26 protein-coding genes are annotated in these 22,941 nt (G+C 63.9%); 19 read left to right on the top strand and 7 right to left on the bottom strand.

What is annotated here, in order from left to right; all coding sequences use genetic code 11:
* The 18 genes from nuoG to F7P65_RS06475 all read left to right on the top strand — a co-directional run bounded on the left by nuoG (position 1) and on the right by F7P65_RS06475 (position 17,170).
* Positions 1 to 2,007, top strand: a complete 2,007-nt coding sequence (nuoG, locus tag F7P65_RS06390) for an NADH-quinone oxidoreductase subunit NuoG (protein WP_150290925.1) — start codon at positions 1 to 3, stop codon at positions 2,005 to 2,007.
* Positions 2,004 to 3,053, top strand: coding sequence for an NADH-quinone oxidoreductase subunit NuoH (nuoH, locus tag F7P65_RS06395; protein ID WP_150290926.1), 1,050 nt, complete (start codon positions 2,004 to 2,006; stop codon positions 3,051 to 3,053). The genes nuoG and nuoH overlap by 4 nt, the downstream gene beginning before the upstream one ends.
* The gene (nuoI, locus tag F7P65_RS06400) at positions 3,050 to 3,535 is read left to right on the top strand and encodes an NADH-quinone oxidoreductase subunit NuoI (RefSeq protein WP_004211738.1); all 486 of its coding nucleotides are present in this window, start codon (positions 3,050 to 3,052) and stop codon (positions 3,533 to 3,535) included. The genes nuoH and nuoI overlap by 4 nt, the downstream gene beginning before the upstream one ends.
* Before the next feature lie 30 nt (positions 3,536 to 3,565).
* Positions 3,566 to 4,177 carry an NADH-quinone oxidoreductase subunit J gene (locus F7P65_RS06405; protein WP_150290927.1) on the top strand — a complete coding sequence of 204 codons (612 nt, stop codon included), beginning with the start codon at positions 3,566 to 3,568 and terminating at the stop codon, positions 4,175 to 4,177.
* Entirely contained in the window at positions 4,174 to 4,479 is a 306-nt protein-coding gene (gene nuoK, locus F7P65_RS06410; protein ID WP_004211745.1) for an NADH-quinone oxidoreductase subunit NuoK, read from the top strand. Before F7P65_RS06405 ends, nuoK begins: the two co-directional genes overlap by 4 nt.
* Before the next feature lie 8 nt (positions 4,480 to 4,487).
* Entirely contained in the window at positions 4,488 to 6,533 is a 2,046-nt protein-coding gene (gene nuoL / locus F7P65_RS06415) for an NADH-quinone oxidoreductase subunit L (RefSeq protein ID WP_150290928.1), read from the top strand.
* The gene (locus F7P65_RS06420) at positions 6,533 to 8,104 is read left to right on the top strand and encodes an NADH-quinone oxidoreductase subunit M (RefSeq protein ID WP_150290929.1); all 1,572 of its coding nucleotides are present in this window, start codon (positions 6,533 to 6,535) and stop codon (positions 8,102 to 8,104) included. Before nuoL ends, F7P65_RS06420 begins: the two co-directional genes overlap by 1 nt.
* A complete protein-coding gene (gene nuoN / locus F7P65_RS06425; protein WP_150290930.1) occupies positions 8,104 to 9,540 on the top strand; it encodes an NADH-quinone oxidoreductase subunit NuoN in 1,437 nt (478 codons plus the stop codon). Before F7P65_RS06420 ends, nuoN begins: the two co-directional genes overlap by 1 nt.
* Complete coding sequence (locus F7P65_RS06430) at positions 9,537 to 10,244, top strand: biotin--[acetyl-CoA-carboxylase] ligase (RefSeq protein WP_275897553.1); 708 nt, start codon at positions 9,537 to 9,539, stop codon at positions 10,242 to 10,244. The genes nuoN and F7P65_RS06430 overlap by 4 nt, the downstream gene beginning before the upstream one ends.
* 17 nt (positions 10,245 to 10,261) lie before the next feature.
* Positions 10,262 to 11,044, top strand: a complete 783-nt coding sequence (locus tag F7P65_RS06435; protein ID WP_150290932.1) for a type III pantothenate kinase — start codon at positions 10,262 to 10,264, stop codon at positions 11,042 to 11,044.
* Positions 11,041 to 12,678 carry a ribonuclease J gene (locus tag F7P65_RS06440; protein ID WP_150290933.1) on the top strand — a complete coding sequence of 546 codons (1,638 nt, stop codon included), beginning with the start codon at positions 11,041 to 11,043 and terminating at the stop codon, positions 12,676 to 12,678. The genes F7P65_RS06435 and F7P65_RS06440 overlap by 4 nt, the downstream gene beginning before the upstream one ends.
* A gap of 11 nt (positions 12,679 to 12,689) precedes the next feature.
* Positions 12,690 to 12,950 carry a DUF1467 family protein gene (locus F7P65_RS06445; RefSeq protein WP_150290934.1) on the top strand — a complete coding sequence of 87 codons (261 nt, stop codon included), beginning with the start codon at positions 12,690 to 12,692 and terminating at the stop codon, positions 12,948 to 12,950.
* Positions 12,951 to 13,063: 113 nt separating this feature from the next.
* A complete protein-coding gene (gene crcB, locus F7P65_RS06450) occupies positions 13,064 to 13,447 on the top strand; it encodes a fluoride efflux transporter CrcB (RefSeq protein ID WP_150290935.1) in 384 nt (127 codons plus the stop codon).
* Positions 13,444 to 14,748, top strand: coding sequence for an RluA family pseudouridine synthase (locus F7P65_RS06455; RefSeq protein ID WP_150290936.1), 1,305 nt, complete (start codon positions 13,444 to 13,446; stop codon positions 14,746 to 14,748). The genes crcB and F7P65_RS06455 overlap by 4 nt, the downstream gene beginning before the upstream one ends.
* A complete protein-coding gene (locus tag F7P65_RS06460; RefSeq protein ID WP_150290937.1) occupies positions 14,745 to 15,404 on the top strand; it encodes an HAD-IA family hydrolase in 660 nt (219 codons plus the stop codon). Before F7P65_RS06455 ends, F7P65_RS06460 begins: the two co-directional genes overlap by 4 nt.
* On the top strand, positions 15,401 to 15,658 hold the full coding sequence (locus tag F7P65_RS06465) for a hypothetical protein (RefSeq protein WP_150290938.1): 258 nt from the start codon (positions 15,401 to 15,403) through the stop codon (positions 15,656 to 15,658). Before F7P65_RS06460 ends, F7P65_RS06465 begins: the two co-directional genes overlap by 4 nt.
* Complete coding sequence (locus tag F7P65_RS06470; RefSeq protein ID WP_150290939.1) at positions 15,655 to 16,350, top strand: ATP12 family chaperone protein; 696 nt, start codon at positions 15,655 to 15,657, stop codon at positions 16,348 to 16,350. Before F7P65_RS06465 ends, F7P65_RS06470 begins: the two co-directional genes overlap by 4 nt.
* Before the next feature lie 94 nt (positions 16,351 to 16,444).
* Positions 16,445 to 17,170, top strand: a complete 726-nt coding sequence (locus F7P65_RS06475) for a hypothetical protein (protein WP_150290940.1) — start codon at positions 16,445 to 16,447, stop codon at positions 17,168 to 17,170.
* Positions 17,171 to 17,223: 53 nt separating this feature from the next.
* On the opposite strand, the gene F7P65_RS06480 is transcribed toward F7P65_RS06475, so the two are convergent.
* The 3 genes from F7P65_RS06480 to F7P65_RS06490 all read right to left on the bottom strand — a co-directional run bounded on the left by F7P65_RS06480 (position 17,224) and on the right by F7P65_RS06490 (position 19,787).
* On the bottom strand, positions 17,224 to 17,898 hold the full coding sequence (locus F7P65_RS06480) for a murein L,D-transpeptidase catalytic domain family protein (RefSeq protein WP_150290941.1): 675 nt from the start codon (positions 17,896 to 17,898) through the stop codon (positions 17,224 to 17,226).
* 125 nt (positions 17,899 to 18,023) lie between these two features.
* Complete coding sequence (locus F7P65_RS06485) at positions 18,024 to 18,323, bottom strand: hypothetical protein (RefSeq protein ID WP_150290942.1); 300 nt, start codon at positions 18,321 to 18,323, stop codon at positions 18,024 to 18,026.
* Between the two features lie 6 nt (positions 18,324 to 18,329).
* A complete protein-coding gene (locus F7P65_RS06490; protein WP_150290943.1) occupies positions 18,330 to 19,787 on the bottom strand; it encodes a L,D-transpeptidase family protein in 1,458 nt (485 codons plus the stop codon).
* A gap of 58 nt (positions 19,788 to 19,845) precedes the next feature.
* Here F7P65_RS06490 and F7P65_RS06495 point away from each other — a divergent pair, with 58 nt between their 5' ends.
* A complete protein-coding gene (locus F7P65_RS06495) occupies positions 19,846 to 20,751 on the top strand; it encodes a histone deacetylase family protein (protein WP_150291083.1) in 906 nt (301 codons plus the stop codon).
* Here F7P65_RS06495 and F7P65_RS06500 read toward each other — a convergent pair.
* The 4 genes from F7P65_RS06500 to hisF form a co-directional block, all read right to left on the bottom strand.
* Positions 20,748 to 21,326, bottom strand: a complete 579-nt coding sequence (locus tag F7P65_RS06500; RefSeq protein WP_150290944.1) for a hypothetical protein — start codon at positions 21,324 to 21,326, stop codon at positions 20,748 to 20,750. The genes F7P65_RS06495 and F7P65_RS06500 overlap by 4 nt on opposite strands.
* Before the next feature lie 85 nt (positions 21,327 to 21,411).
* Positions 21,412 to 21,732 (bottom strand): phosphoribosyl-ATP diphosphatase, encoded by a 321-nt coding sequence (locus tag F7P65_RS06505; protein WP_150290945.1) that lies wholly within the window; start codon positions 21,730 to 21,732, stop codon positions 21,412 to 21,414.
* 42 nt (positions 21,733 to 21,774) lie between these two features.
* On the bottom strand, positions 21,775 to 22,017 hold the full coding sequence (locus tag F7P65_RS06510) for a PEP-CTERM sorting domain-containing protein (protein WP_150290946.1): 243 nt from the start codon (positions 22,015 to 22,017) through the stop codon (positions 21,775 to 21,777).
* Between the two features lie 159 nt (positions 22,018 to 22,176).
* The gene (gene hisF, locus F7P65_RS06515; protein WP_150290947.1) at positions 22,177 to 22,941 is read right to left on the bottom strand and encodes an imidazole glycerol phosphate synthase subunit HisF; all 765 of its coding nucleotides are present in this window, start codon (positions 22,939 to 22,941) and stop codon (positions 22,177 to 22,179) included.

A 22,941-nucleotide genomic window follows, 5' to 3' on the forward strand; every position in this document is an offset into this window, starting at 1 on the left:
ATGCCGAAGGTCAAAGTTGACGGCGTAGAACTGGAAGTCCCGGCCGGGGCGACGGTTCTTCAGGCCTGCGAGCTGGCGGGGAAGGAAATCCCGCGTTTCTGCTATCATGAGCGGCTGAGCATCGCGGGCAATTGCCGCATGTGTCTGGTCGAGGTGAAGCCCGGACCGCCCAAGCCGCAGGCGTCTTGCGCGCTGCCGGCCAGCGAAGGGCAGGAAATCCGCACCGACAGCGAGATGGTCAAGAAGGCGCGGGAAGGTGTGATGGAGTTCCTCCTCATCAACCACCCGCTCGACTGCCCGATCTGCGATCAGGGCGGCGAATGCGATCTTCAGGATCAGTCGGTCGCTTACGGCAAGGGCACCAGCCGCTTCGACGAGAATAAGCGTGCCGTCACCGAAAAATATATGGGGCCGATCGTCAAGACGGTCATGACCCGCTGCATCCAGTGCACCCGCTGCGTGCGCTTTGCGGAAGAAGTCGCGGGCGTGCCGGAAATCGGCGCGATTGGACGTGGCGAGAATATGCAGATCACCACCTATCTCGAAAGGGCCGCCAAGAGCGAGCTGTCGGGCAATGTGGTCGATCTCTGCCCGGTAGGCGCATTGACCTCGAAGCCCTATGCGTTCGAGGCGCGTCCCTGGGAGCTGAAGAAAACCCATGCCATCGACGTGATGGATGCGGTCGGCACCAACATCCGCCTCGACAGCCGTGGCCGTCAGGTGCTGCGCGCCGTGCCGCGCATCAACGATGACGTGAACGAGGAATGGGCGTCGGACAAGACCCGTCACAATGTGGACGGTCTGGTGCGCAAGCGGCTCGACAAGCCCTTCGTGCGCAAGGACGGCAAGCTGGTCGAAGCGACCTGGGCCGAGGCATTCGCGGCGGTGGCCGCCGTCAAGCACGGCGGATCGGTCGCGGCGCTTGCCGGAGACCTGCTCGACTGCGAGACGATGTTCGCGGGCAAGGCGCTGGTCGAGAAGCTGGGCGGGTCGATGCTCGAAGGCCGTCAGACCGGGCTTGCCTATGATGTGTCGAGCCTGAGCGCCGTCAACTTCAACACCACGCTCGCGGGGCTTGAAACTGCTGACGCGATCCTGCTCGTCGGCACCAATCTGCGCTGGGAAGCGCCGCTGGTGAACACCCGCATCCGCAAGGCGATCAAGAAGGGCGCAAAGGTCTTCGCGATCGGTCCGCAGGTCGACCTGACCTACAAGGTCGAGTGGCTGGGCAATGATGCGTCGTTGCTCGCCAAGCTGCCGGAAGCGGTGGTCGAAGCCTTTGGCAAGGCGGCGCGTCCGGCGTTGATCGCGGGCGGCGGCATCCTGGCGAAGGACGGCGCGCATGGCGATACGCTGGCGCTGGTCGAGACGCTGGGCCTGATCAAGGACGGCTGGAACGGCTATAACGTCCTGCACTTCGCGGCGTCGCGCATGGGCGGACTGATGCTCGGCTATGCGACACAGGGTGGCATCAAGGCGGTGGCGGCGGCCAAGCCCAAGCTGCTCTTCTCGCTGGGCGCGGACGAGGTCGATTATTCGGCGTTCGAGAACAGCTTCAAAGTTTATGTCGGCCACCATGGCGACAAGGGCGCCCATGCGGCGGACGTGATCCTGCCGGGCGCGAGCTACGCCGAAAAGGCTGGCACCTATGTCAATCTGGAAGGCCGGGTGCAGCGTGGCGAAAAGGCCGTGTTCGCGCCGGGCGATGCCCGTGAGGACTGGTCGATCCTGCGTGCGCTGTCCGAAGTGCTGGGGGCCAAGCTGCCCTTTGACAGCTTCGAACAGCTGCGCGCCGAAATGGCGAAGGCCGTGCCGGCGCTGGGGCAGGAAGGTCTGGCCGATTACGGTTGGTCCGCTCCGTCGCTGCCGACCGGTGCAAGCGGCGAATTCGGTTCGCCGATCAAGGATTTCTACCTGACCAACGCCATCTGCCGCGCCAGCCCGACGATGCAGCAATGCTCGGCCGAGCTGGTCCACGGTGAGACGTATGCGGAGGCCGCAGAGTGACCGCTTTCTTCCAAAATCTCGGCCTGCCCTTCGAAGGCGCATGGCTGCTTTCGACGATCATCGGTATTTTGGTGATCGCCCTGCCGCTGATGCTGGCCGTGGCGATGATCATCTATGCCGACCGCAAGATCTGGGCGGCGATGGCGCTGCGCCGTGGTCCCAACGTCGTCGGTCCTTTCGGCCTGCTTCAGTCCTTCGCGGACGGCGCCAAGGTGTTCCTTCAGGAAACCATCATCCCGTCGGCGTCCAACCGGACGCTGTTCCTGATCGCACCGATCATCACCTTCACCGTCGCGCTGATGGCCTGGGCGGTGATCCCGTTCCAGGTGGGGGTGGTGCTGGCCAACATCAATGTCGGCCTGCTCTACATCCTCGCGATCAGTTCGCTGGGCGTCTACGGCGTGGTGCTCTCGGGCTGGGCGTCCAACTCCAAATATCCCTTCTATTCCGCGATCCGCGCCAGCGCGCAGATGATCAGCTATGAAGTCTCGATCGGCTTCATTCTGATCACCGTCGTCCTGTGGGCGGGCAGCTTCAACATCTCGACCATCATCGAGAGCCAGAAGGGCTATTATGGTTTCCTGAACGGCAACGGCTTCAACCCGCTGCTGTTCCCGATGGCGATCATGTTCCTGATCTCGGCCATGGCGGAAACGGCGCGTGCGCCCTTCGATCTCACCGAAGCGGAATCGGAACTCGTCGCGGGCTACCAGACCGAATATTCGTCCATGGCCTTCGCCCTGTTCTGGCTGGGCGAATATGCCAACGTGATCCTGATGTGCGGTCTGAACGCCATCCTGTTCTGGGGCGGGTATCTGCCGCCGTTCGACTGGGCGCCGCTGTATCTGGTGCCGGGCATCATCTGGTTCCTGGCTAAAATCGCCTTCTTCTTCTTCGTCTTCTCCTGGGTGAAGGCGACGGTGCCCCGTTACCGTTACGATCAGCTGATGCGGCTGGGCTGGAAGATCTTCCTGCCGACCTCGCTCCTGTTCGTCTTCCTGGTTTCGGGCTTCCTCATGCTGACGCGCTATGGAGGCGCACAATGAGCCTCGGTTACTACGTCAAATCCTTTACCCTCTGGGAGTTCGTGAAGGCGCATTGGCTGACCTTGAAATATTTCTTCAAGCCCAAGGCGACCATCAACTACCCCTATGAGAAGAACCCGATTTCGCCGCGGTTCCGGGGCGAGCATGCGCTGCGCCGCTACCCCAATGGGGAAGAGCGCTGCATCGCGTGCAAGCTGTGCGAGGCGATCTGCCCGGCCCAGGCGATCACTATCGAGGCGCAGCCGCGTGACGATGGTAGCCGCCGCACGACCCGCTACGACATCGACATGACCAAGTGCATCTATTGCGGCTTCTGCCAGGAAGCCTGCCCGGTGGATGCCATTGTCGAAGGTCCGAATTTCGAATTTGCAACGGAAACGCGCGAGGAGCTGATCTATGACAAGGCCAAGCTTCTTGAAAATGGCGACAAATGGGAACGCGCGATTGCTGCGAACCTTGCCGCCGATGCGCCCTACCGTTAAGCCGCAGCCGCCGAAGGGGATAATGGTCCTGTGATTCACGTCTTCGCCTTTTATCTGTTCGCCGCGATCGTGGTGTGCAGCGGCGCGCTGACGATCCTGTCGCGCAATCCGGTTCATTCGGTGCTGTGGCTGATCCTTGCGTTCTTCAACGCGGCGGGCCTGATGGTCCTGCTGGGCGCCGAATTCATCGCGATGCTTCTGGTTATCGTCTATGTCGGCGCCGTCGCCGTGCTGTTCCTGTTCGTCGTCATGATGCTCGACATCGACTTCGCCGAACTGCGTGCCGGTTTCGTCGATTATCTGCCGTTCGGGCTGCTGATTGCGCTGGTCCTTCTGGCCGAGATCGTGCTGGGCATTGGCCTGTGGAGCGCCGGTCCCATCGAACTGGCGCAGCGCGCCGCGCCGGTGAACCCGGAACTCAGCAATATCCAGGCGATCGGCGGGCTGCTCTACACCCGCTATATCTTCCTGTTCGAAGCGGCGGGCATCGTTCTGCTGGTTGCGATGATCGGCGCTATCGTGCTGACCCATCGCGCTCGTGGCGGCGTGCGCGGCCAGAATGTCGCGCGCCAGAACCGCCGCCGGCCGGAAGATGCCGTGCGTAATGTCAATCAGCCCGTAGGGCAGGGGGTGGAGCTGTGATCGGCCTTCAGCATTATATGGTGGTCAGCGCGATCCTGTTCGTGATGGGGGTGCTGGGCATCTTCATCAATCGCAAGAATGTCATCATCATCCTGATGGCGATCGAGCTGATCCTCCTCAGCGTGAACATCAACCTTGTGGCTTTCAGCGCCTTTCTTGGCGACCTGGTGGGCCAGGTGTTCAGCATGTTCGTGCTGACCGTCGCGGCGGGTGAGGCGGCCATCGGCCTTGCCATCCTCGTCATTTATTTCCGTGGTCGCGGCACGATCGCCGTCGACGATGTCAACCGGATGAAGGGCTAAGCTTCGTCATGATCCAGCTTATCGTCCTTCTTCCGTTGCTGGCTGCTGCCATCGCCGGTCTTGGCAACAAGGCCCTTGGCAAGCTGCCCGCGAAGATCGTCACCACCGGCGCGCTCTTTGCCTCTTGCGCAATGAGCTGGCCGATCTTCCTGTCGTTCGTGACGGGGCATGCCGAAGCCTATGTGGCGCCGGTGTTCACCTGGATCCAGTCGGGCAGCTTCGATGCCCAGTGGGCCCTGCGCGTCGACACCATGACCGCCGTCATGCTGGTGGTCATCACCAGCGTGTCGAGCCTCGTCCACCTCTACAGCTGGGGCTATATGGAGGAGGAGCCGGATCAGCCGCGCTTCTTCGCCTATCTGTCGCTCTTCACCTTTGCGATGCTGATGCTCGTGACGGCGAACAATCTGCTCCAGATGTTCTTCGGCTGGGAAGGCGTCGGTCTGGCCTCCTATCTGCTGATCGGCTTCTGGTTCCGTAAACCCTCGGCCAACGCCGCCGCGATCAAGGCGTTCGTCGTCAACCGCGTTGGCGACCTGGGTTTCATGCTGGGCATTTTCGGCACCTATCTGGTGTTCAACACCATCTCGATCCCTGAAATCCTGGCCGCGGCGCCTTCCATGGCCGGTTCGACCATTGGGTTCCTGGGTCATCGTTTCGACACCATGACCGTGCTTTGCCTGCTGCTGTTCATCGGCGCGATGGGCAAGTCGGCGCAGCTTGGCCTTCACACCTGGCTGCCGGACGCGATGGAAGGCCCGACCCCGGTGTCGGCGCTGATCCACGCGGCGACCATGGTGACCGCGGGCGTGTTCATGGTCTGCCGCCTGTCGCCAATGTTCGAAACCTCGCCGACCGCGCTGCACTTCGTCACCTTCATCGGTGCGGCGACCTGTCTGTTCGCGGCGACCGTGGGCACGGTGCAGACCGACATCAAGCGCGTCATCGCCTATTCGACCTGTTCGCAGTTGGGCTATATGTTCTTCGCGGCGGGTGTGGGCGCTTACGGTGCGGCGATGTTCCACCTCTTCACCCACGCCTTCTTCAAGGCGCTGCTGTTCCTCGGCGCCGGCTCGGTCATCCACGCGATGCACCATGAGCAGGACATGCGTTACTATGGCGCGCTGCGGAAGGAGATCCCGATCACCTTCTGGACGATGACCCTCGGCACGCTGGCCATTACAGGCGTCGGTTTGCCGCTGGTCGGCGTGGGCTTTGCGGGCTTCTATTCGAAGGATGGCATTCTCGAGGCGGCTTATGCTTCGGGCGGTGCAGGCGTCGGCGCCTACCTCGTCGGCGTGTTCGCAGCGTTGCTCACCAGCTTCTATTCCTGGCGTCTGGTGTTCCTGACCTTCTTCGGCAAACCGCGTTGGGCCGCTTCGGAGCACATCCAGCACGCGGTCCATGGCCATCATGAAACGCCGGAAGAAGAAACCGAGCATGACGGCCACGGCCATCATGGCCATCATGGTCAAGAACTGACGGGCACGGCGGGTTATCATCCCCATGAAAGCCCCTGGGTCATGTTGGTGCCGCTGGTGGTGCTGAGCCTTGGCGCGGTGTTCGCGGGCTTTGCCTTCCACGACCAGTTTATCGGTCCGGAAGGGGGCATCGAGTTCTGGAAGGGCGCGATCGCGTTCGACAGCCACCTGATGCACGCCGCGCATGAAGTGCCCACCTGGGTCAAGTTCGGTCCCTTCACGGTGATGTTGACCGGTCTGGTGATAGCCATGCTGGCCTATCTCAAGTTCACCGACTGGCCGCGCCGCTTCGTCGCGACCTTCGGCGCTCTCTACCAGTTCCTGCTCAACAAATGGTATTTCGACGAACTGTACCACTTCCTGTTCGTCAAGCCTGCCTTCGCCATCGGCCGCTTCTTCTGGAAGTTCGGTGACGTCGGCTTCATCGACCGGTTCGGGCCCAATGGGCTGGCTGCGCTGGTCGTGCAGGGCAACAAAGTCACCCGTCGGCTTCAGTCCGGCTATCTCTACACTTACGCGCTGGTGATGCTGATCGGCCTCGCCGCGGCCGCAACCTGGGCGATGACACGATAATGGACGGCTTCCCCATCCTTTCCCTGATGATGGCAGTGCCGATGGCCGGCGCCATCGCCTGCCTGTTCGCAGGCGCCAATCAGGCCCGCTGGATCGCGTTGCTCGCAACGCTGGTCGATCTGGTCCTGGGCGTTGTCCTCTGGATGAACTTCGACCAGTCAGGCACCGCCGCCCAGTGGCAGTTCCAGGAATATGCCCCGATCTTCGGGCGGTTCGCCTGGGCGTTGGGCATTGACGGCATCGCCTTGCTGCTGATTGCGCTCACCGTGTTCCTGATGCCGATCTGCATCGGCGCAAGCTGGCTGGCGATCGAAAAGCGCGTGCCTGAATATATGGCGGCGTTCCTGTTCATGGAGGTGCTGATGATCGGCGTCTTCACGGCGCAGGATCTCTACCTCTTCTACATCATGTTCGAGGCTGGCCTGATCCCGATGTATCTCATCATCGGCATCTGGGGCGGCGCGGAACGGATTTACGCTTCGTACAAATTCTTCCTCTACACGCTGCTCGGCTCGGTGCTGATGCTGATCGCGATGATGTGGATGGTGCACGAAGCGGGCACGACCGACATCCCGACGCTGATGGCGTATCATTTCGATCCGAAGATCCAGATCTGGCTGTGGCTGGCCTTCTTCGCGAGCTTCGCCGTGAAGATGCCGATGTGGCCGGTCCATACCTGGCTTCCCGACGCGCACGTTCAGGCGCCGACCGCCGGTTCGGTCATTCTGGCCGGCGTGCTGCTGAAGATGGGCGGTTACGGCTTCATCCGCTTCTCGCTGCCGATGTTCCCAGAAGCTTCGGCGCAGCTCGCGCCGCTGGTCTGGGGCCTGTCCATGGTGGCGGTGGTCTACACCAGCCTCGTCGCGCTGGTGCAGTCGGACATGAAGAAGCTGATCGCTTATTCGTCGGTGGCGCATATGGCGATCGTGACGGTCGGTCTGTTCGCCTTCAACCAGGCGGGTCTTGAGGGCGCGATGATGGTGATGCTGGGCCACGGTCTGGTGTCGGGCGCGCTCTTCCTGTGCGTCGGCGTGATCTACGACCGGCTGCATACCCGTGAGATTGCCCGCTATGGTGGCCTCAGCATCAACATGCCGAAATATGCGGTGCTGTTCATGCTGTTCACCATGGCATCGGTCGGCTTGCCGGGCACCAGCAACTTCGTGGGTGAATTCCTGTCGCTGATGGGCATTTACCAGGCGTCGAGCTGGGTGGCGCTGGTCTGCACCACGGGCATCATCCTGGGCGCGGCCTATATGCTCTATCTCTATCGCCGGATTTGCTATGGCGACCAGAAGAACGCGGACGCGGCGGCCATGCCCGATCTGTCGGCGCGTGAAGTCTGGTTGCTGGCGCCGATCGCCGCGGCGGTGCTGTGGATGGGCATCTATCCTGAGAGCTTCCTCAGTCCGATGCGGTCCGACATCCGTGCGCTGGAAGCGCGCCTCGCCTCCGCCGCTCCGGCCGGAGATTCCCAGATCAAAATGGGTCCGGCCATCCCGGCTGCAGAGGCCCATCATGAAGAAACACCCGCAATGTCCCATGGTGAAGCGTCGGGGGAGGCGCACTGATGATTGATTCCGCTTCCCTCCTGGCGGTCCTGCCGGAGCTGATCCTGACGGCCGGCGGCCTGATCCTGATGCTGATCGCGGCCTATGGCGGCGACAAGTCGGCCCAACTTGTCAACTGGCTGTCGGTTGTCACCCTGATCGGCGCCGGCGTGTCGCTGTCCTGTTCGCTGGCCCATGGTCCGGTGGCCTTTGACGGTCTGGTTCGGGCCGATGCCTTTTCGGTTTTTGCCAAGGCGTTGATCTATGGTGCGGCGGCGGCGGCGATTCTGCTGGCTCCGCGCTATTTCTCGGTCGGGGGTCATCCGCGGCCCGAATATCCGGTGCTGATCCTCTTCGCCGCCATCGGCATGGGAATGATGGTGTCGGCCGGCGACATGCTGACGCTTTACGTTGGCCTCGAAATGAACAGCCTTGCCTCCTATGTGCTGGCAAGTTTCATGCGGCAGGACGAGCGGTCGTCCGAAGCGGGGCTCAAATATTTCGTCCTGGGTTCGCTGGCGAGCGGCATCCTGCTTTACGGCATCGCTCTGCTTTACGGCTTCACGGGCAGTACGAACTTCGACGGAATTTCGCTGGCGCTGACTGACGGCGTGTCGAAGGGCGAACTCTTCGGTCTGGTCTTCGTGCTGGCCGGTCTGGCGTTCAAGATCAGCGCCGTGCCGTTCCACATGTGGACGCCGGACGTGTATGAAGGCGCCCCGACCCCGGTCACGACCTTCTTCGCCAGCGCGCCCAAGGTGGCGGCCATCGGACTCACCGTGCGTGTGGCGATCGAGGCGCTGGGGCCGGCGGGTCTGGACTGGCAGCAGGTCGTGATCTTCGTGGCGCTCGCCTCGATCCTCTTCGGTGCGGTCGCGGCCATCGGCCAGGGCAATATCAAGCGGCTGATGGCCTATTCGTCGATCAACAATGTCGGTTTCGCGCTGATCGGCCTCGCCGCGGGTACGCCTGCTGGCGCGGCGGCGACGATGAGCTATATGGCGATCTACATCGTCATGACCATCGGAGCCTTTGCCTGCATTCTGCAGATGCGCGATGCCGAGGGTAAGCCGATCGAGACGATCGCCAGCCTTGCCGGCCTGTCGCGCTCGCGCAAGGGGCTGGCGGCAGCATTGGCGATCTTCATGTTCTCCATGGCCGGCATTCCGCCGCTCTTCGGCTTCTGGGCGAAGTTCCTGGTGTTCGATGCTGCGGTGGCGGCCGGGCTGACGGCACTGGCGGCCTTCGGCATCGCCATGTCGGTGATCGGCGCCTTCTATTATCTGAAGGTCATCAAGACGATGTATTTCGACGAACCCGCCGCACCCTATGAGGCGCGGGGCGGGGCGGTCGAGAATATCATCCTGACGGCCTGCGCCGTGGTGATCGTCTTCGGTTATTTCCTCAATCCGATGCTCGACAAGGCGAGCGCGGCGGCAGCGGCGTCGCTGTTCTGACCGAGCTTCGCTTCGTCGAGGAGACTGGCTCCACCAATGCCGACATGCTGGCGTTGGTGGAGCAAGGCATTTCCGAGGGCTGCTGGTTGCGCGCAGGGCGTCAGACCGGTGGACGGGGCCGCATGGGACGCGATTGGGACAGTCCCGATGGCAATCTCTATTGCTCGACGCTCATCCGTCTACGGCAGGGCGATCCTCTGCCGCACACGCTGGCGCTGGTTGCGGCCAATGCGGTTCATGCGCTGGTGGCGCCGCTTTGCGCAGGACAGGCGCGGATCAAATGGCCCAATGACGTGCTGGTCGATGGCGCGAAGATGGCCGGAATCCTGCTGGAACGGGCCGGCGACGCCATCGTTGCGGGAATCGGCATCAATGTGACGGGACATCCGACAGGGCTGGACCGCCCGGTGACGAATCTGGCCGCGCAAGGGGCGCAGGATGTGGACGCGGCTTCCTTGCAGCTACGGCTGGCGGAGCTGTTCGCCCATTGGCTGGCGGTCTGGCGGGCGCAGGGGCTGGAGCCGGTGCGGACACATTGGCTGCTCAACGCCCATCCCACCGGCACGCCGATGCGGGTGGTGCAGCCCGATGGCGAGACCATCGAGGGCAGTTTCGATACGCTCGACCGGGATGGGATGCTGATCCTGCGCTTGGCGAATGGCGAGAGCCGTGCCATTCATGCCGGCGATATCCTTCTTATCTGACAACCGGGGGACCGGCCATGCTTCTCGCGATCGACGCGGGTAATACCAATGTGGTTTTCGCACTGCTCGACGGGCGGGAAATCCGCGCGCGATGGCGGATCGCGACCGACCCCCGCCGCACGGCCGACGAATATGCGGTGTGGCTGAACCAGCTTCTGATGCTGGAAGGCTATAAGATCGCGGATGTCGAGGCGGTCATCATCGCCACGGTGGTGCCGCGCGCGCTGCATAACCTTCAGGTGTTGGCTGAGAAATATTTCAGGACGACCGCGTTGATCGCCGGGCAGGCGCCGGTGGAGTGGGGGGTCTCGCTCGACGTGGACGAACCGGCGTCGGTCGGGGCGGATCGGGTTGTAAACGCCATTGCCGCCCACCATCTCTATGAAGGCGACCTCATCGTTATCGATTTCGGCACGGCGACGACGTTCGACGTGATCGATTATCACGGCGCTTACAAGGGCGGCATCATTGCGCCGGGCATCAACCTGTCGCTGGATGCGCTGGTGGCTGCCGCCGCGAAGCTGCCGAAGATTGCCATCGCACCGCCGGAAAACCCGTCGGTTATCGGGCGTACCACCGAGGCGCAGATGCATATCGGTGTCTTCTGGGGCTATGTGGCGATGATGGAAGGGCTGGTCGCCCGGATGCGAGCGGAGATCGGTCGTCCCGCAAAGGTGATTTCGACGGGGGGCCTCGCGGTCCTCTTTGACGATAATAGCGATATTTTCGATGCGATCGCGCCCGATCTCACGATCCTGGGCCTCGCATTATTATACGAACGGAGTTTACAAGCAGAATGACACCTGGAGAAGAGCTGATCTTCCTGGCCCTTGGCGGGTCGGGAGAGATTGGCATGAACGTCAATCTTTACGGTTGCCAGGGCAAATGGGTGATGGTCGATCTGGGCCTGACCTTTGCCGATCCCGCCTATCCGGGCGTGGAACTGGTGCTGCCGGATCTCGCCTTTATCGAGGAACGGCGCGAGGATTTGCTCGGCATTGTCCTCACCCACGGGCATGAAGATCATATCGGCGCGATCCCCTATCTCGCCGCCGATCTGGGCGTGCCGCTTTATGCGACGCCCTTCACTGCGGGGTTGATCCGGCTGAAGCTGGAGGAAGAAGGGCTGACGAAAGAGGTCGAACTCAACGTCATCGACAATGAGGGCAGCTTTGCGCTGGGGCCGTTCGGCTTCCGCTATGTGCCGCTGGCGCACTCGATCCCCGAAGGCAATGCGGTGCTGATCGACACCCCCTATGGGAAAGTCTTCCACACCGGCGACTGGAAGCTGGACGAGCGACCCCTGCTGGGTCAGCCGTCCACGCCGGAGGAACTGACGGCCATTGGCGATGAGGGCGTGCTGGCGCTGGTGTGCGACAGTACCAATGTCTTCAACCCGGAGGCGAGCGGCTCCGAAGGCGATGTGCGCGAAGGGCTGATGGGCACGATCAAGGGTGCGAAGGGACGCGTGCTGGTCACGACCTTTGCATCCAACGCCGCGCGCTTGCAGACCTTGGGTGAGGTCGCCAATGCCGTCGGGCGCAAGCTCTGCGTGGCGGGGCGGTCGCTCGACCGGATCATCGCGACGGCGCGCAATGCAGGCTATTTGAAGGATTTTCCGCCAACCGTCGATTGGGACGATGCGATGGCGCTTCCGCATGGAGAGGTGATGATTATCGCCACCGGCGGACAGGGCGAGGCGCGGGCCGCGCTGTCCCGCATCGCGTTCGACAGCCATCCGATCAAGTTGGACGAGGGCGATTTGGTCGTCTTCTCCTCCAAGCAGATTCCGGGAAATGAGATCGCCATCGGTCGCATCCAGAATGCGCTGGCAGCCAAGGGCGTGCTGATGGTGACGGATCGCCAGGCGGAGGTGCATGTGTCCGGCCATCCGGGGCGGCCCGAATTGCAGGCCATGTATGGCTGGGTGCGGCCGCAGATTTTGCTGCCCGTGCATGGCGAGCGGCGCCATATGGCCGAGCAGGCACGCCTGGGTCTGACGAGCGGGGTGCCGCGCGCGGTGGTTCAGTCCAATGGCGACCTGCTGCGGTTGGCGCCCAATGGACCCGAGATCATCGGCCATGAAGCGACCGGGCGGCTGGTGCTGGACGGCGACGTCATCCTGCCGGCGGACGGTTCGACCATGAATGAGCGGCGGAAGATTGCATTGCATGGGCAGATCAGCGTCGCTGTGGCTCTCGACGGCAAGGGGCGCGTGCTCGGAACGCCTGCGCTGCGTACGCAAGGCGTACCGGTAGAGGAGGACAAGGCAGCGTTTCTGGAAGAAGCGGCTAAGGAGGCTGCCGGCGCGGTTGCCAAGGGCTCGCAGGACGAAGAAGCCCTGCGGGAGCGTGTGCGGCTGGCGGTGCGCCGCACGGCGACGCGGTGGACGGGCAAGAAACCGGTGGTGGACGTGCTGCTCATTCGGGCTTAAGCCGGTTTCCCATGAACCTGTACGCCATTTTCGCCATCTACCTGTTGTTCTGGACGATCAGCGCGTTCATCGTCCTGCCCTTCGGCATTCGCACGCCCGACGAAACGGGGGAGGAACTGCTGAAAGGGCAGGCCGACAGCGCGCCCAGCAACTTCCGGCCCGGCATCGTGATCTTGCGGGCGACGGTTCTTTCGGCGGTGCTGTTCGGCATTTACTACGCCAACTATGTGGAGGGCTGGGTGACGTTGGATCGGTGGACGCATATCGGCTGAGGGCGGATTTTCGGTGCCTCCGTCTCGCCGCCAACGGATGACGGAGTGCATGGCGGCCGGTTGCGCCAATGATTGCTTCCCAATCCCGCCAAAAATGCTCTAGGGCGGGCGGCATGAACAATATCCTCCTCGTCATGACAGGCGGCGCCGTCGGATCGGCGCTGCGCTATCTGCTCGGGCGTCTCGCAGGCCATATGCTACCCGGCGCCGCTTGGCCCTGGGGCACCTATGCGGCCAATATCGTCGGCGGCTTCGCCATGGGCCTGCTGGCGGGTTTTCTTGCACGCTTCAATGCCGGGCCGGGTGAACCGATCCGCCTGCTGCTGGCCGTCGGTGTGCTGGGGGGCTTCACCACATTTTCTTCCTTCAGCCTTGAGACGGTGCTGATGATCGAGCGCGGTCAACTGGGCATGGCGCTGGCCTATGCCGCCTTTTCCGTCATCGGCGCGGTCGCCGCGCTGGCTGGCGGCCTTGCCATTGTGAGGAGCGTTGCATGAAGGGCAAATCCTCCGGCCCCAACCGGGGCGGTCCCCGCAAGCCCGGTGCCGCGCCGCAGGGCCGCGCTCGCGGCGCGGTGAAGGCTGCCCGAGCGCGCACGCCCGATGGACCCAAGCCCACCGCCAAGGCAGCGGCCAAGCCCGCGCCGGCCAAGGCAAGCCCGGGCAAGGGCGTCTCGCTCGATGTGCGCCAGTTTCGCGTCGGGGCGGATGATGACGGCATCCGGCTCGACCGCTGGTTCCAGCGGCATCTGCCCGACATCGGCTTCAACACCGTCTCGCGCTGGGCGCGTACCGGCCAGCTTCGCGTCGATGGCGCCCGTGCGGCGCCCGGCGACCGCGTCGCGGAAGGCCAGGCCATTCGCGTGCCCCCGGCTGAGCCGAAGGCCGCCGAAAGCACGAAACCCAAGCGCGTCCGTCCGCAACTGACCGACGATCAGATCGCCTTCGCGCAGAGCCTGGTCATTCATCGCGACGCGCAAGCCATCGTCATCAACAAGCCGCCGGGCCTCGCCACTCAGGGCGGGACCAAGACGGACGATCATGTCGACGGCCTGCTGGACGCACTGGAGTTCGAACTGGACCAGCGTCCCAAGCTGGTCCACCGGCTCGACAAGGACACGTCGGGCGCATTGCTGATCGCACGCACGGCGCGTTCGGCGGCTTTCTTCGCCAAGACCTTTTCCAGCCGCACGGCGCGCAAGGTCTATTGGGCGATTGTGATGGGCGTGCCCTCGATCGAGGACGGCATGATCGAATTGCCCATCGCCAAACAGCCCGGCACCGGTGGCGAGAAAATGCATGTCGATGAGGAGGAGGGGCTTCCCGCCCGTTCGCGCTATCGCGTGATCGAGCGCGCGGGCAACCGCGCCGCCTGGGTCGAACTGCAACCCTATACCGGCCGCACCCATCAGCTTCGCGTCCATATGGCGGCGATTGGCCATCCGATCGTGGGCGACGGAAAATATGGCGGCAAGGAAGCCTTTTTGAGCGGCACGATCAGCCGCAAGATGCACCTCCATGCCCGCCGCATCCGGGTGGATCATCCCGATGGCGACCGCGTCGACGTGCGCGCGGAACTGCCCGATCATTTCGCGGCCAGCCTGGTTTCGCTGGGGTTCGATATCCATGCCGGCGACCTGCCGCTGGATGAGGAGATCGCGCGCAAGCCCACGCGCGAGGATGAGAAAAAGGTTGCCCGCGCGCATGCCAAGCAGATCCGCAAGGGCCGCAAGGGCGAACGCCGCGCGCGCGGCTCATCCGGAGAAGCGAAGAGCGGCGGAGGGCCGCGCAGGAAATGAGCAACCCTCTGGCCGTGTTCGATTGCGACGGTACGCTGGTCGATAGCCAGCATAGCATTTGCACGGCCATGGTTCGCGCCTTCGAGGGTGAAAAGCTGGCCCCGCCCGACCGTGCGTCGATCCTGTCCGTGGTGGGCCTGTCGCTGCCGCTCGCCATGGCGCGGCTGCTCCCGCAGGCGGACGCGGCCTATCACGACCATCTGGCGGAAGGATATAAGCTCGCCTTCCATCGGTTGCGCCGGGAAAATGCCGTGTCGGAACCGCTTTATCCGGGCATTGCCGAACTGATCCGCGAACTGGATGCCGATGGCTGGTTGCTGGGCGTCGCCACCGGCAAGTCGGACCGGGGGCTTAATCTCTGCCTCAGCCATCATGGCATTCACGCGCATTTCGTGACGCTGCAAACGGCGGATCGTCACCCGTCCAAGCCGCACCCTTCCATGCTGCTGACCGCCATGGCGGAGGCAGGCGCGTCGCCGGACAGCACGGTGATGATCGGCGACACCAGCTTCGACATCGACATGGCCCTGGCCGCCGGGACTCGTGCTCTGGGCGTGGGTTGGGGGTATCATCTGCCGCAGGATCTGATCGCGGCGGGCGCGCACAGCGTGGCGATGGACAGCGAAGAATTGCGCGGCCATATCCACGCCCGATGACCGACACTCCGCCGATCCCGCCCGTCGACCCCGAAAAGGTCGCGCGTCAGCGCTTCTTCGCGCTGGGCCTGTTCCGTCTGTCCGGCGCGCTGCTGGTGATGTTTGGGTTCCTTATCCTGATGCAGCGATTCCACTGGGTCCAGGGCAGCAAGGCGAAGGCGATGGGCGCGATCTTCGTGGTCGTGGGCCTGTTTCAGTTCGTCATCGTGCCCCGTCTGCTGCTGGCCTTGTTCCGAAAGCCTCCCCAATCATGAAACGCTTCTACACAGATGTGAGCATCGTTCCCGGTGAGGGCGGGTTCGAAATCCGGCTGGACGGCCGGCCTGTCCGCACCCCCGCCCGCGCGCCGCTGGCTTTGCCCAATGCCACGCTGGCGGAGGCGATTGCCGAGGAATGGCGCGCGCAGGGCGAAACGGTCGACCCGCGGTCCATGCCCTTCACCGGCCTTGCCAATGGTGCCATTGACCAGATCGCGCCCCATCGCGAGAGTTTCGCCAGCGGCATCGCCCGCTACGGGACAAGCGATCTGCTCTGCTACCGCGCCGAAGGGCCGGGCGAACTGATCGACCGTGAAGCCGCCGCCTGGGACCCGCTTCTGGACTGGGCGCGCCATCGCTATGATGTGACCTTTGTCGTGACGCAGGGCATCATTCCCGTGGCTCAGCCCGTCGAGACACTGGAACGGCTGGATGCTGCAGTGGCCGCGCTCGATCCGTTCACCCTTGCGGGTCTGTCCACGCTGGTCACGCTCTCCGGCTCGCTGGTGTGCGGCCTTGCCATTGTCGATGGCGGGCATGACGCCGATCTGATCTGGACGGCAGCCGAAATCGATGAAGCGTGGGAAATCGAGCAATGGGGCGAGGATGCCGAAGCCGCCGCCCGTTCAGCGCAGCGTCGGCACGAATTTGCCATGGCGCGAGCCTTTTGCGGGATGGCCCGAGCCTGATCGGGTGGGATTGGCGATCTATCTCTGGTCAATTGTCAGGGTCGGGCGCGGGGAGGCGTCCCGCGCCCATTTGGATGAAATCTCCAAGGAGACCATGACCTTGTCCCGCTCTTTCATTGTTGCCCTGTTGACCGTTTCCGCCCCTCTGGCGCTAGCTGCCCCGGCGCTTGCCCAACAGGCCGCCGCGCCCGCCGCCGGTCCGATGACCTCCGAACAGATCGCGGCCTTCAATCAGGCGGTCACGGACTTCACCGCCGGCCAGACCGCCCAGCAGGCCGGCGACAACAGCACCGCCGCCGCCAAATATGACGCCGCGCTCCCCGCCATCCGGGCTGCGGTGGCGGCCGATCCGGCCAAGATCGAAAATGTGAACTTCCTGGCCAACGCGCTTTATGCCGATGCCGCTGCGCAGGGCGCGCTGGGCAAGATGGACAAGGTGATCGCCCTCTATACCGAATCCGCGCCCCATTGGCGCAGGCTGGTCGAGGCCAAGCCGACCGATGCCGCCAACCGGAACATCTTCGCGGGCATATTGATCCAGATGGGCAATCAGAAACTGGCCGCTCAGGACAAGGCCGCCGCCGATCCGCTCTACAAAGAAGCGCTGACGCTGGCGCGCAAGTCGGTGGCGGAAAACGGCACGGATGCGGTGAGCAGGAACATCCTGCTTTCCGCGCTGATCGGCGCCAGCCAGACCGCCAACGATCCGGCGCTGACCAATGAAGCGCTGAGCATGGGCAAGGCGATGCTGAGCGACGGGTCGATCGACGCGATGAACAAGCCTTCTATCGAGGCGATGACCGGCGCCAAGGCGGGGTGATCTGGCTATCGGCCGGGGCTTTTGTCTCGGCCGATCCTGTTGCAGGCGGCCCGTCAGGCCCCGACGATCTTGTCGGCGTACAGCAGCCGTCCAGGTCCGATCAGCCCGATGAACTGCGGCAACATATGGCGGGCGAGGGCAAAGCAGCCCTCGCTGCGCCCGATCTTGCCCCAGGTCGCGATATGATCCTCGCTCACATAATCCGCGCCATGCACGACGATGGCGCGCATTTCGGCATTATTATTCTGCGGGTCCAGCCCCATCAGGCGGATGGCGCGGCCGTGCTGCCCTTCATAGATGTCGCCCGTCTTGAATGCGCCCGAACAACTGGCCAGCGAATTGGGTTCGTTGGAAAAGCTGTGCAGCCATCCCGAATGTTCCGGGTCCGACCCCCGGCCATGGGCCACAAGGTAGGAACTGGCCTGCCCACCGATCAGATCGACGACATGAAAGCGCAGTTCGCGCGAGGGCGCGTTGAAATCGGCCAGCGCAACCCGGTCGCGCAGTTCGAACATGTGCCCGTGCCGGTCGAGCGCGGCCTTCGCCCGCTCCAGCAATTTGGCATAGGGCTGCGTTGCCAGCGGCCCGGCGGGAATCGGGCGCGGCGTCGCGGGGAGGGGGGATTTGGGAAGCGTTTCGCCCAGCGAAGCAGCCCGGCCCGCACTGTCGGCAAGAAAGGAAAAAGCCAGTCCGCTCAAAGCGAGCTTGGTAAAATTACGACGATCCATGCGCCCAATATAGCAAATGCGCGTCAGCGCTCCAAGGGCGGGGCGATCGAACCCCGCCCATTCTCATCCGGCGTGCGGTGGAAAAGCCGCCGCGTCGTCCCGTTTCCGGGACGAGGCGAAGGTCGTTACTGGGTCGAGTTGCCCGACTGATCCACCTCATCCCGGCTGAGGCGGGATGTCATGCCGGTGGCGGCGGCGTCATCCTCGATCTGCTGCTGTTCGGAAATGCTGGGCGGCGGGGCGGGCGGCGGCGGGACGGCGTTGTTGCTCGGTTCGGGCGCGGGGACTTCTGCCTCCGGCTCGTTGACGATCACATTTTCGACCGGCGGCTCGACCAGATTATTAGTTGGCGCCTGCTCTTCCTTCTTGCCGCAGGCGGCGAGGGCAAGCGTCCCGGCAAGGGCGATAAGGGCGAATGTGCGCATGAAAAATCAGTCCTTGGATGCGATGGAGGCCGCAGGCGCGGCAGTCGGGTCGACGCGGCGGCTGGACGCCTCGATCTTGGCGGCGAGCAGCTTGTCCCAGCCATAGGGGTCGGAACGGAAGCTCATCGTGCCGTTGTTGCTGGCAAAGGCGGTCCAGTAGAGCAGATAGACCGCGACCTGCTTGGGCAGCGATACGCGCTGGGTCTTGCCCGTGTCGATCAGCGACTGGATCTGCCCGGCCAGATCGGGATTGCTCGCCACCATCAGCTCAGCCAGCGGCACCGGCTTTTCCAGACGGATGCAGCCATGGCTCGCCAGCCGGTCGTAGCTGGAGAATTTCGCCCGCGACGGCGTATCGTGCAGATAGACGGCGAAGGGGTTGTTGAAGTCGAACTTCAGCCGGCCGAGGGCGCTGCCCGGCCCGGCCGGTTGCACGATCCGCTCGCCGGTTTGCGGCGTGCCGACGATCTTGTAGCCCTGCCGGATCAACGCGGTGCGGCCCTTGGGCCACAATTCGCGCTTGGCGATGGAAGCAGGGACGTTCCATGGCGGATTGACGACGATCGAATGGATACTGGACGTCAGCATCGGCGTCGCATTGTCTGGCGAACCCGTCACCGCGCGCATCGACGTCACGGGCTGATCGCCCTCGAACACCGTCAGCACGGCGGCGGCGATGTTCACCTGAACGCGGTTGACCGGCAATTCGCGCGGCATCCAGCGCCAGCGTTCCATATTCGCCATGATCGCGGCGATTCGATCGTCGACCGGCACGTTCAGTTCCTTGAGCGTCCGGGTGTCGAGTAGGCCGGTGGGATTGAGGCCGTAGCGTCGCTGCGCCCGTTGCAACACGTCGACCAGCTTTTCGCCGGGGGTGACGCTCTTGTCCTCGATGGCGATGCGTGCCCGCACCGCGTCGGGGGAGGATTGCGCGGTCAGCGTGGGCCAGCCGCCCGTGTCGCGAATCCGCTCATAATTGGCGAGACCCTTGCGCAGCCCGTCATAGCCCGAATAGGGCGGCGTCAGATTGAGCGCCCATTGCGGTAGCCGATCCTCGCTGAGCGCCTTGGCCAGACCGGGGCGCGGATCGAAGGGGGCAGGACGCAGTGCCCAGATTTCCAGGAAATCCGCCGTGTCGACGCGCCCGGTGCTGAGCGCCCGCGCGCGGTCCAGCGCGGCGGACAGCAGGGCGTCGCCCTTCAGATCTGCGGTCGCCTTGCTGCGCGCCATCAGCCCTTGTTGCGTTCCGCCCTTCAGCCAGTCATTGAGCCAGCGTTCTTGCGCGGCGGTCGGCTGGGGCAGAGGAACCGGAGGCGGCGGCGTCACGACCGTCGGCGGCAGAATCACCTGCGGTTGAGGCGCCGGCAATGTCGGCGCCACCGCCGGAGGTTGCGCCAGGACTGGCACGGCCACCGCGCCAAGCAGGGAAAGAACGGAAAAACGGATCAATTTGGGACGTTTCATGCTGGATCAGATAGCGCAAAGCCCGCATCGTTCAAACTCGAAGATAGCGGAAAAGATGATGCTGCATGTTGTTCACCATCCGGCCTATGTCTCTCCTGCAACAGGGGGCGGTTCCTTTCGCTTCGACAAATATGGGCTGGTGATGGACGCGCTGAGCATGGCAGGCGCGTCCTTTACCGTGCATGAACCCTCTCCCATGCCGCGCCGCTGGATAGAGGCGGTGCACGATCCTGCCTATGTCGAGCAGGTCGCGACGCTGAGCGTGCCGCCGGAAAAGGAGCGCCGCATCGGATTTGCCGTGACCGAGCGGGTGATGCGCCGTTCGATGCTGTCGCCCGGTGGCACCTGGGCTGCGGCGCGGTTGGCGATGACGCACGGCTATGCGGCCAATGCGGCGGGCGGGAGCCATCATGCGCTGCAGGACAGCGGCGCGGGCTATTGCGTGTTCAACGATCTGGCCATTGCGGCCCACCGGTTGATCGACGAGGGGGATGCGCGGCGGATATTGATCCTGGATCTGGATGTGCACCAGGGCGACGGGACGGCGGCTCTGATGGCGGGAAGGGGCGATGTTTTCACCCTGTCGATCCATGCCGAGAAGAATTTCCCGGTCCGCAAGGCGCGGTCCACGCTCGACGTGGGGCTGCCCGATGGGACGGGGGATGAGGCCTATATGGACGCATTGACCGACGTGCTGCCGCGCGTTCTCGACGATTTTCGGCCCGATCTGATATTATATCAGGCGGGGGTCGATCCGCATGTGGATGACCGGCTCGGGCGTTTGTCGTTGAGCGACGCCGGGCTGGACCGCCGCGACCGTGTCGTCATGCGCGCCGCGAGGAGCCGGGCTGTCCCGCTCGCCAGCACCATGGGCGGTGGGTATGGCGAGGACCGCATGGCTGTCGCTCGGCGGCATGCGGATTGCATGATCCGATTGGCGGAGGAAAACGCGATTGCGAGCTAATGCATCGTCCGCCCGTCCGCCGGCGAGGCGGAGGCGTTCCTGCCCTCCATCACCTTCGCCGCGATCAGGCCTGCCGCCGCCAGCGCGATAAAATCGCTGAAGGCGAGATAGAGGATATAGCCCCAGGGCGCATGGTTGAACACAGCCTGCCCGACATGCAGCCACAGCACAGCGATCAGCGCGACCATGATGCAGAGCCGCGCGCGCACGGCAAAATCGCTGCTCACAAGCCGCAGCATCAGCGCGATGATTATGCCCACGACCAGCGCCAGGATCAGTCCGCCGATCAAGGCGCCGGGGTCCGTCACCGGAAAGCCGCTGCTGTTGTAGAAGACCATCGCCACCGGCCCCTTGCCGTAGAGAATGGTGCCCTGCGCGGTCGCGGGATCGGGAATCACATAGACGCCGGTGCCCGAGGGGGTCAGCGCCTGCGCCATGGCGGCCTGCAACGCGCCGCTCGCCCCGGTGTCCGCGCGATGGAAGGCAAGAGCGCTGAGCGGCGTGCCCCAGAAGATGAATCCGACAAGATACATGGCGACTCCGCCGATCAGGCCGCCCAATATGGTCTTGATCATATGCCCTCCTGTCCTCTCCTGAAACGGGAGGCTGAAGGACAAAGGTCGGATCGGCAATAGTTTTTCGCGTTCGGGCCGGCCGGAATCAATCCGCCGGACGTGAAGCCTTTTCCGCGATCCCCGAAACGCCTTCGCGCCGGTCCAGTTCATCCAGCACATCGTCGAGCGTGATGTCGAGATCCGCCAGCAGCACCATGAGGTGGAAGAGCAGGTCCGCGCTTTCCCCGATCGCGCCGTCGCGGTCGGACGCCATGGCGGCGATCACCGTCTCTACGGCTTCCTCACCCACTTTCTGGGCGATCTTGCCGCGTCCCTTGGCGGTCAGCCTGGCCACATAGCTTTGGGAAGGGTCAGCCTGCCGCCGCTGGCGGATGGTCCGTTCAAGATCGAAAAGGGTCGCGCGCATGGCGTCATCAAGCGCCGCGCGCGCGGGCCGTCAAATGAAAACTTACTTCTTGCTGCGACGGCTGACGAAAACCCGTGCGCCGAGCACCGCCGCGCCAAGGCCGAACAGGACCATCTGCTCGGGTTCGGGAACCGGGGTAGGGGCGCCGCCCGAGCTGGAACCGCCGCCGGAAGAGCTGGACGAACCGCCGCACTTCTTGCCCCAGCACCAGCTCGCCTCGGCCGGAGCCGCCGCGCCCATCAGCGTTGCTATGCCGATGGCCAGAAACAATTTGCTTACATTCATTTTCTTCACCCCACTGCTGATCGAAACAGGTGGATGGAACAACGCAAGGGCTATGCCATTTGGACGAACAAGCGAAATGCCGCACCGGACATGGTTAACGGGTCGTCATCATTTTCGGTTAATGTAAGCCTAACCGACGCTTTGGCGGGGAAACGGTTCTCAGCGGGTGCGGACCGGGACGCCAGCCGCCGCAAGTGCCTGATGCGCTTGAGCAATAGTATATTGACCGAAGTGAAATATGGAGGCTGCCAGCACCGCGCTGGCATGCCCTTCGATCACGCCTTCGACCAGATGCTCCAGCGTGCCGACGCCGCCGCTGGCGATGACCGGGACCGGCACCGCGTCGGCAATGGCGCGGGTGAGGGCGAGGTCATAGCCCGCCTTGGTCCCATCGCCGTCCATGGAGGTGACGAGCAGTTCGCCCGCGCCCAGTTCGGCCAGCCGGATCGCATGGTCCAGCGCGTCGATGCCGGTCGGCTTGCGCCCGCCATGGGTGAAGATTTCCCAGCGGCCTTCGCCGACCCGCCGCGCATCGACGGAGCCGACGACGCACTGGCTGCCGAAGCGGTCGGCAATGTCGGCCACGACTTCGGGCCGGGATACCGCCGCGCTGTTGACCGCCACCTTGTCCGCGCCCGCGAGCAGGAGCGCCCGTGCGTCCTCGGGACTGCGCACGCCGCCGCCGACCGTCACCGGCATGAAGCAGACTTCGGCGGTATGCCGCACCACGTCCAGGATGGTGCCGCGCGCCTCATGGGTCGCGGTGATGTCGAGGAAGCAGAGCTCATCCGCCCCGGCCGCGTCATAGATTTTGGCCTGCTCGACCGGATCGCCCGCATCGCGCAGGTCGATGAAATTCACGCCCTTGACCACCCGGCCATTGGCGACGTCGAGGCAGGGAATGACGCGGGTGCGGACGGTCAT

Origin of the sequence: Sphingobium estronivorans (assembly GCF_008692605.1) — a bacterium.
In the GTDB taxonomy this organism is placed as follows: domain Bacteria; phylum Pseudomonadota; class Alphaproteobacteria; order Sphingomonadales; family Sphingomonadaceae; genus Sphingobium; species Sphingobium estronivorans.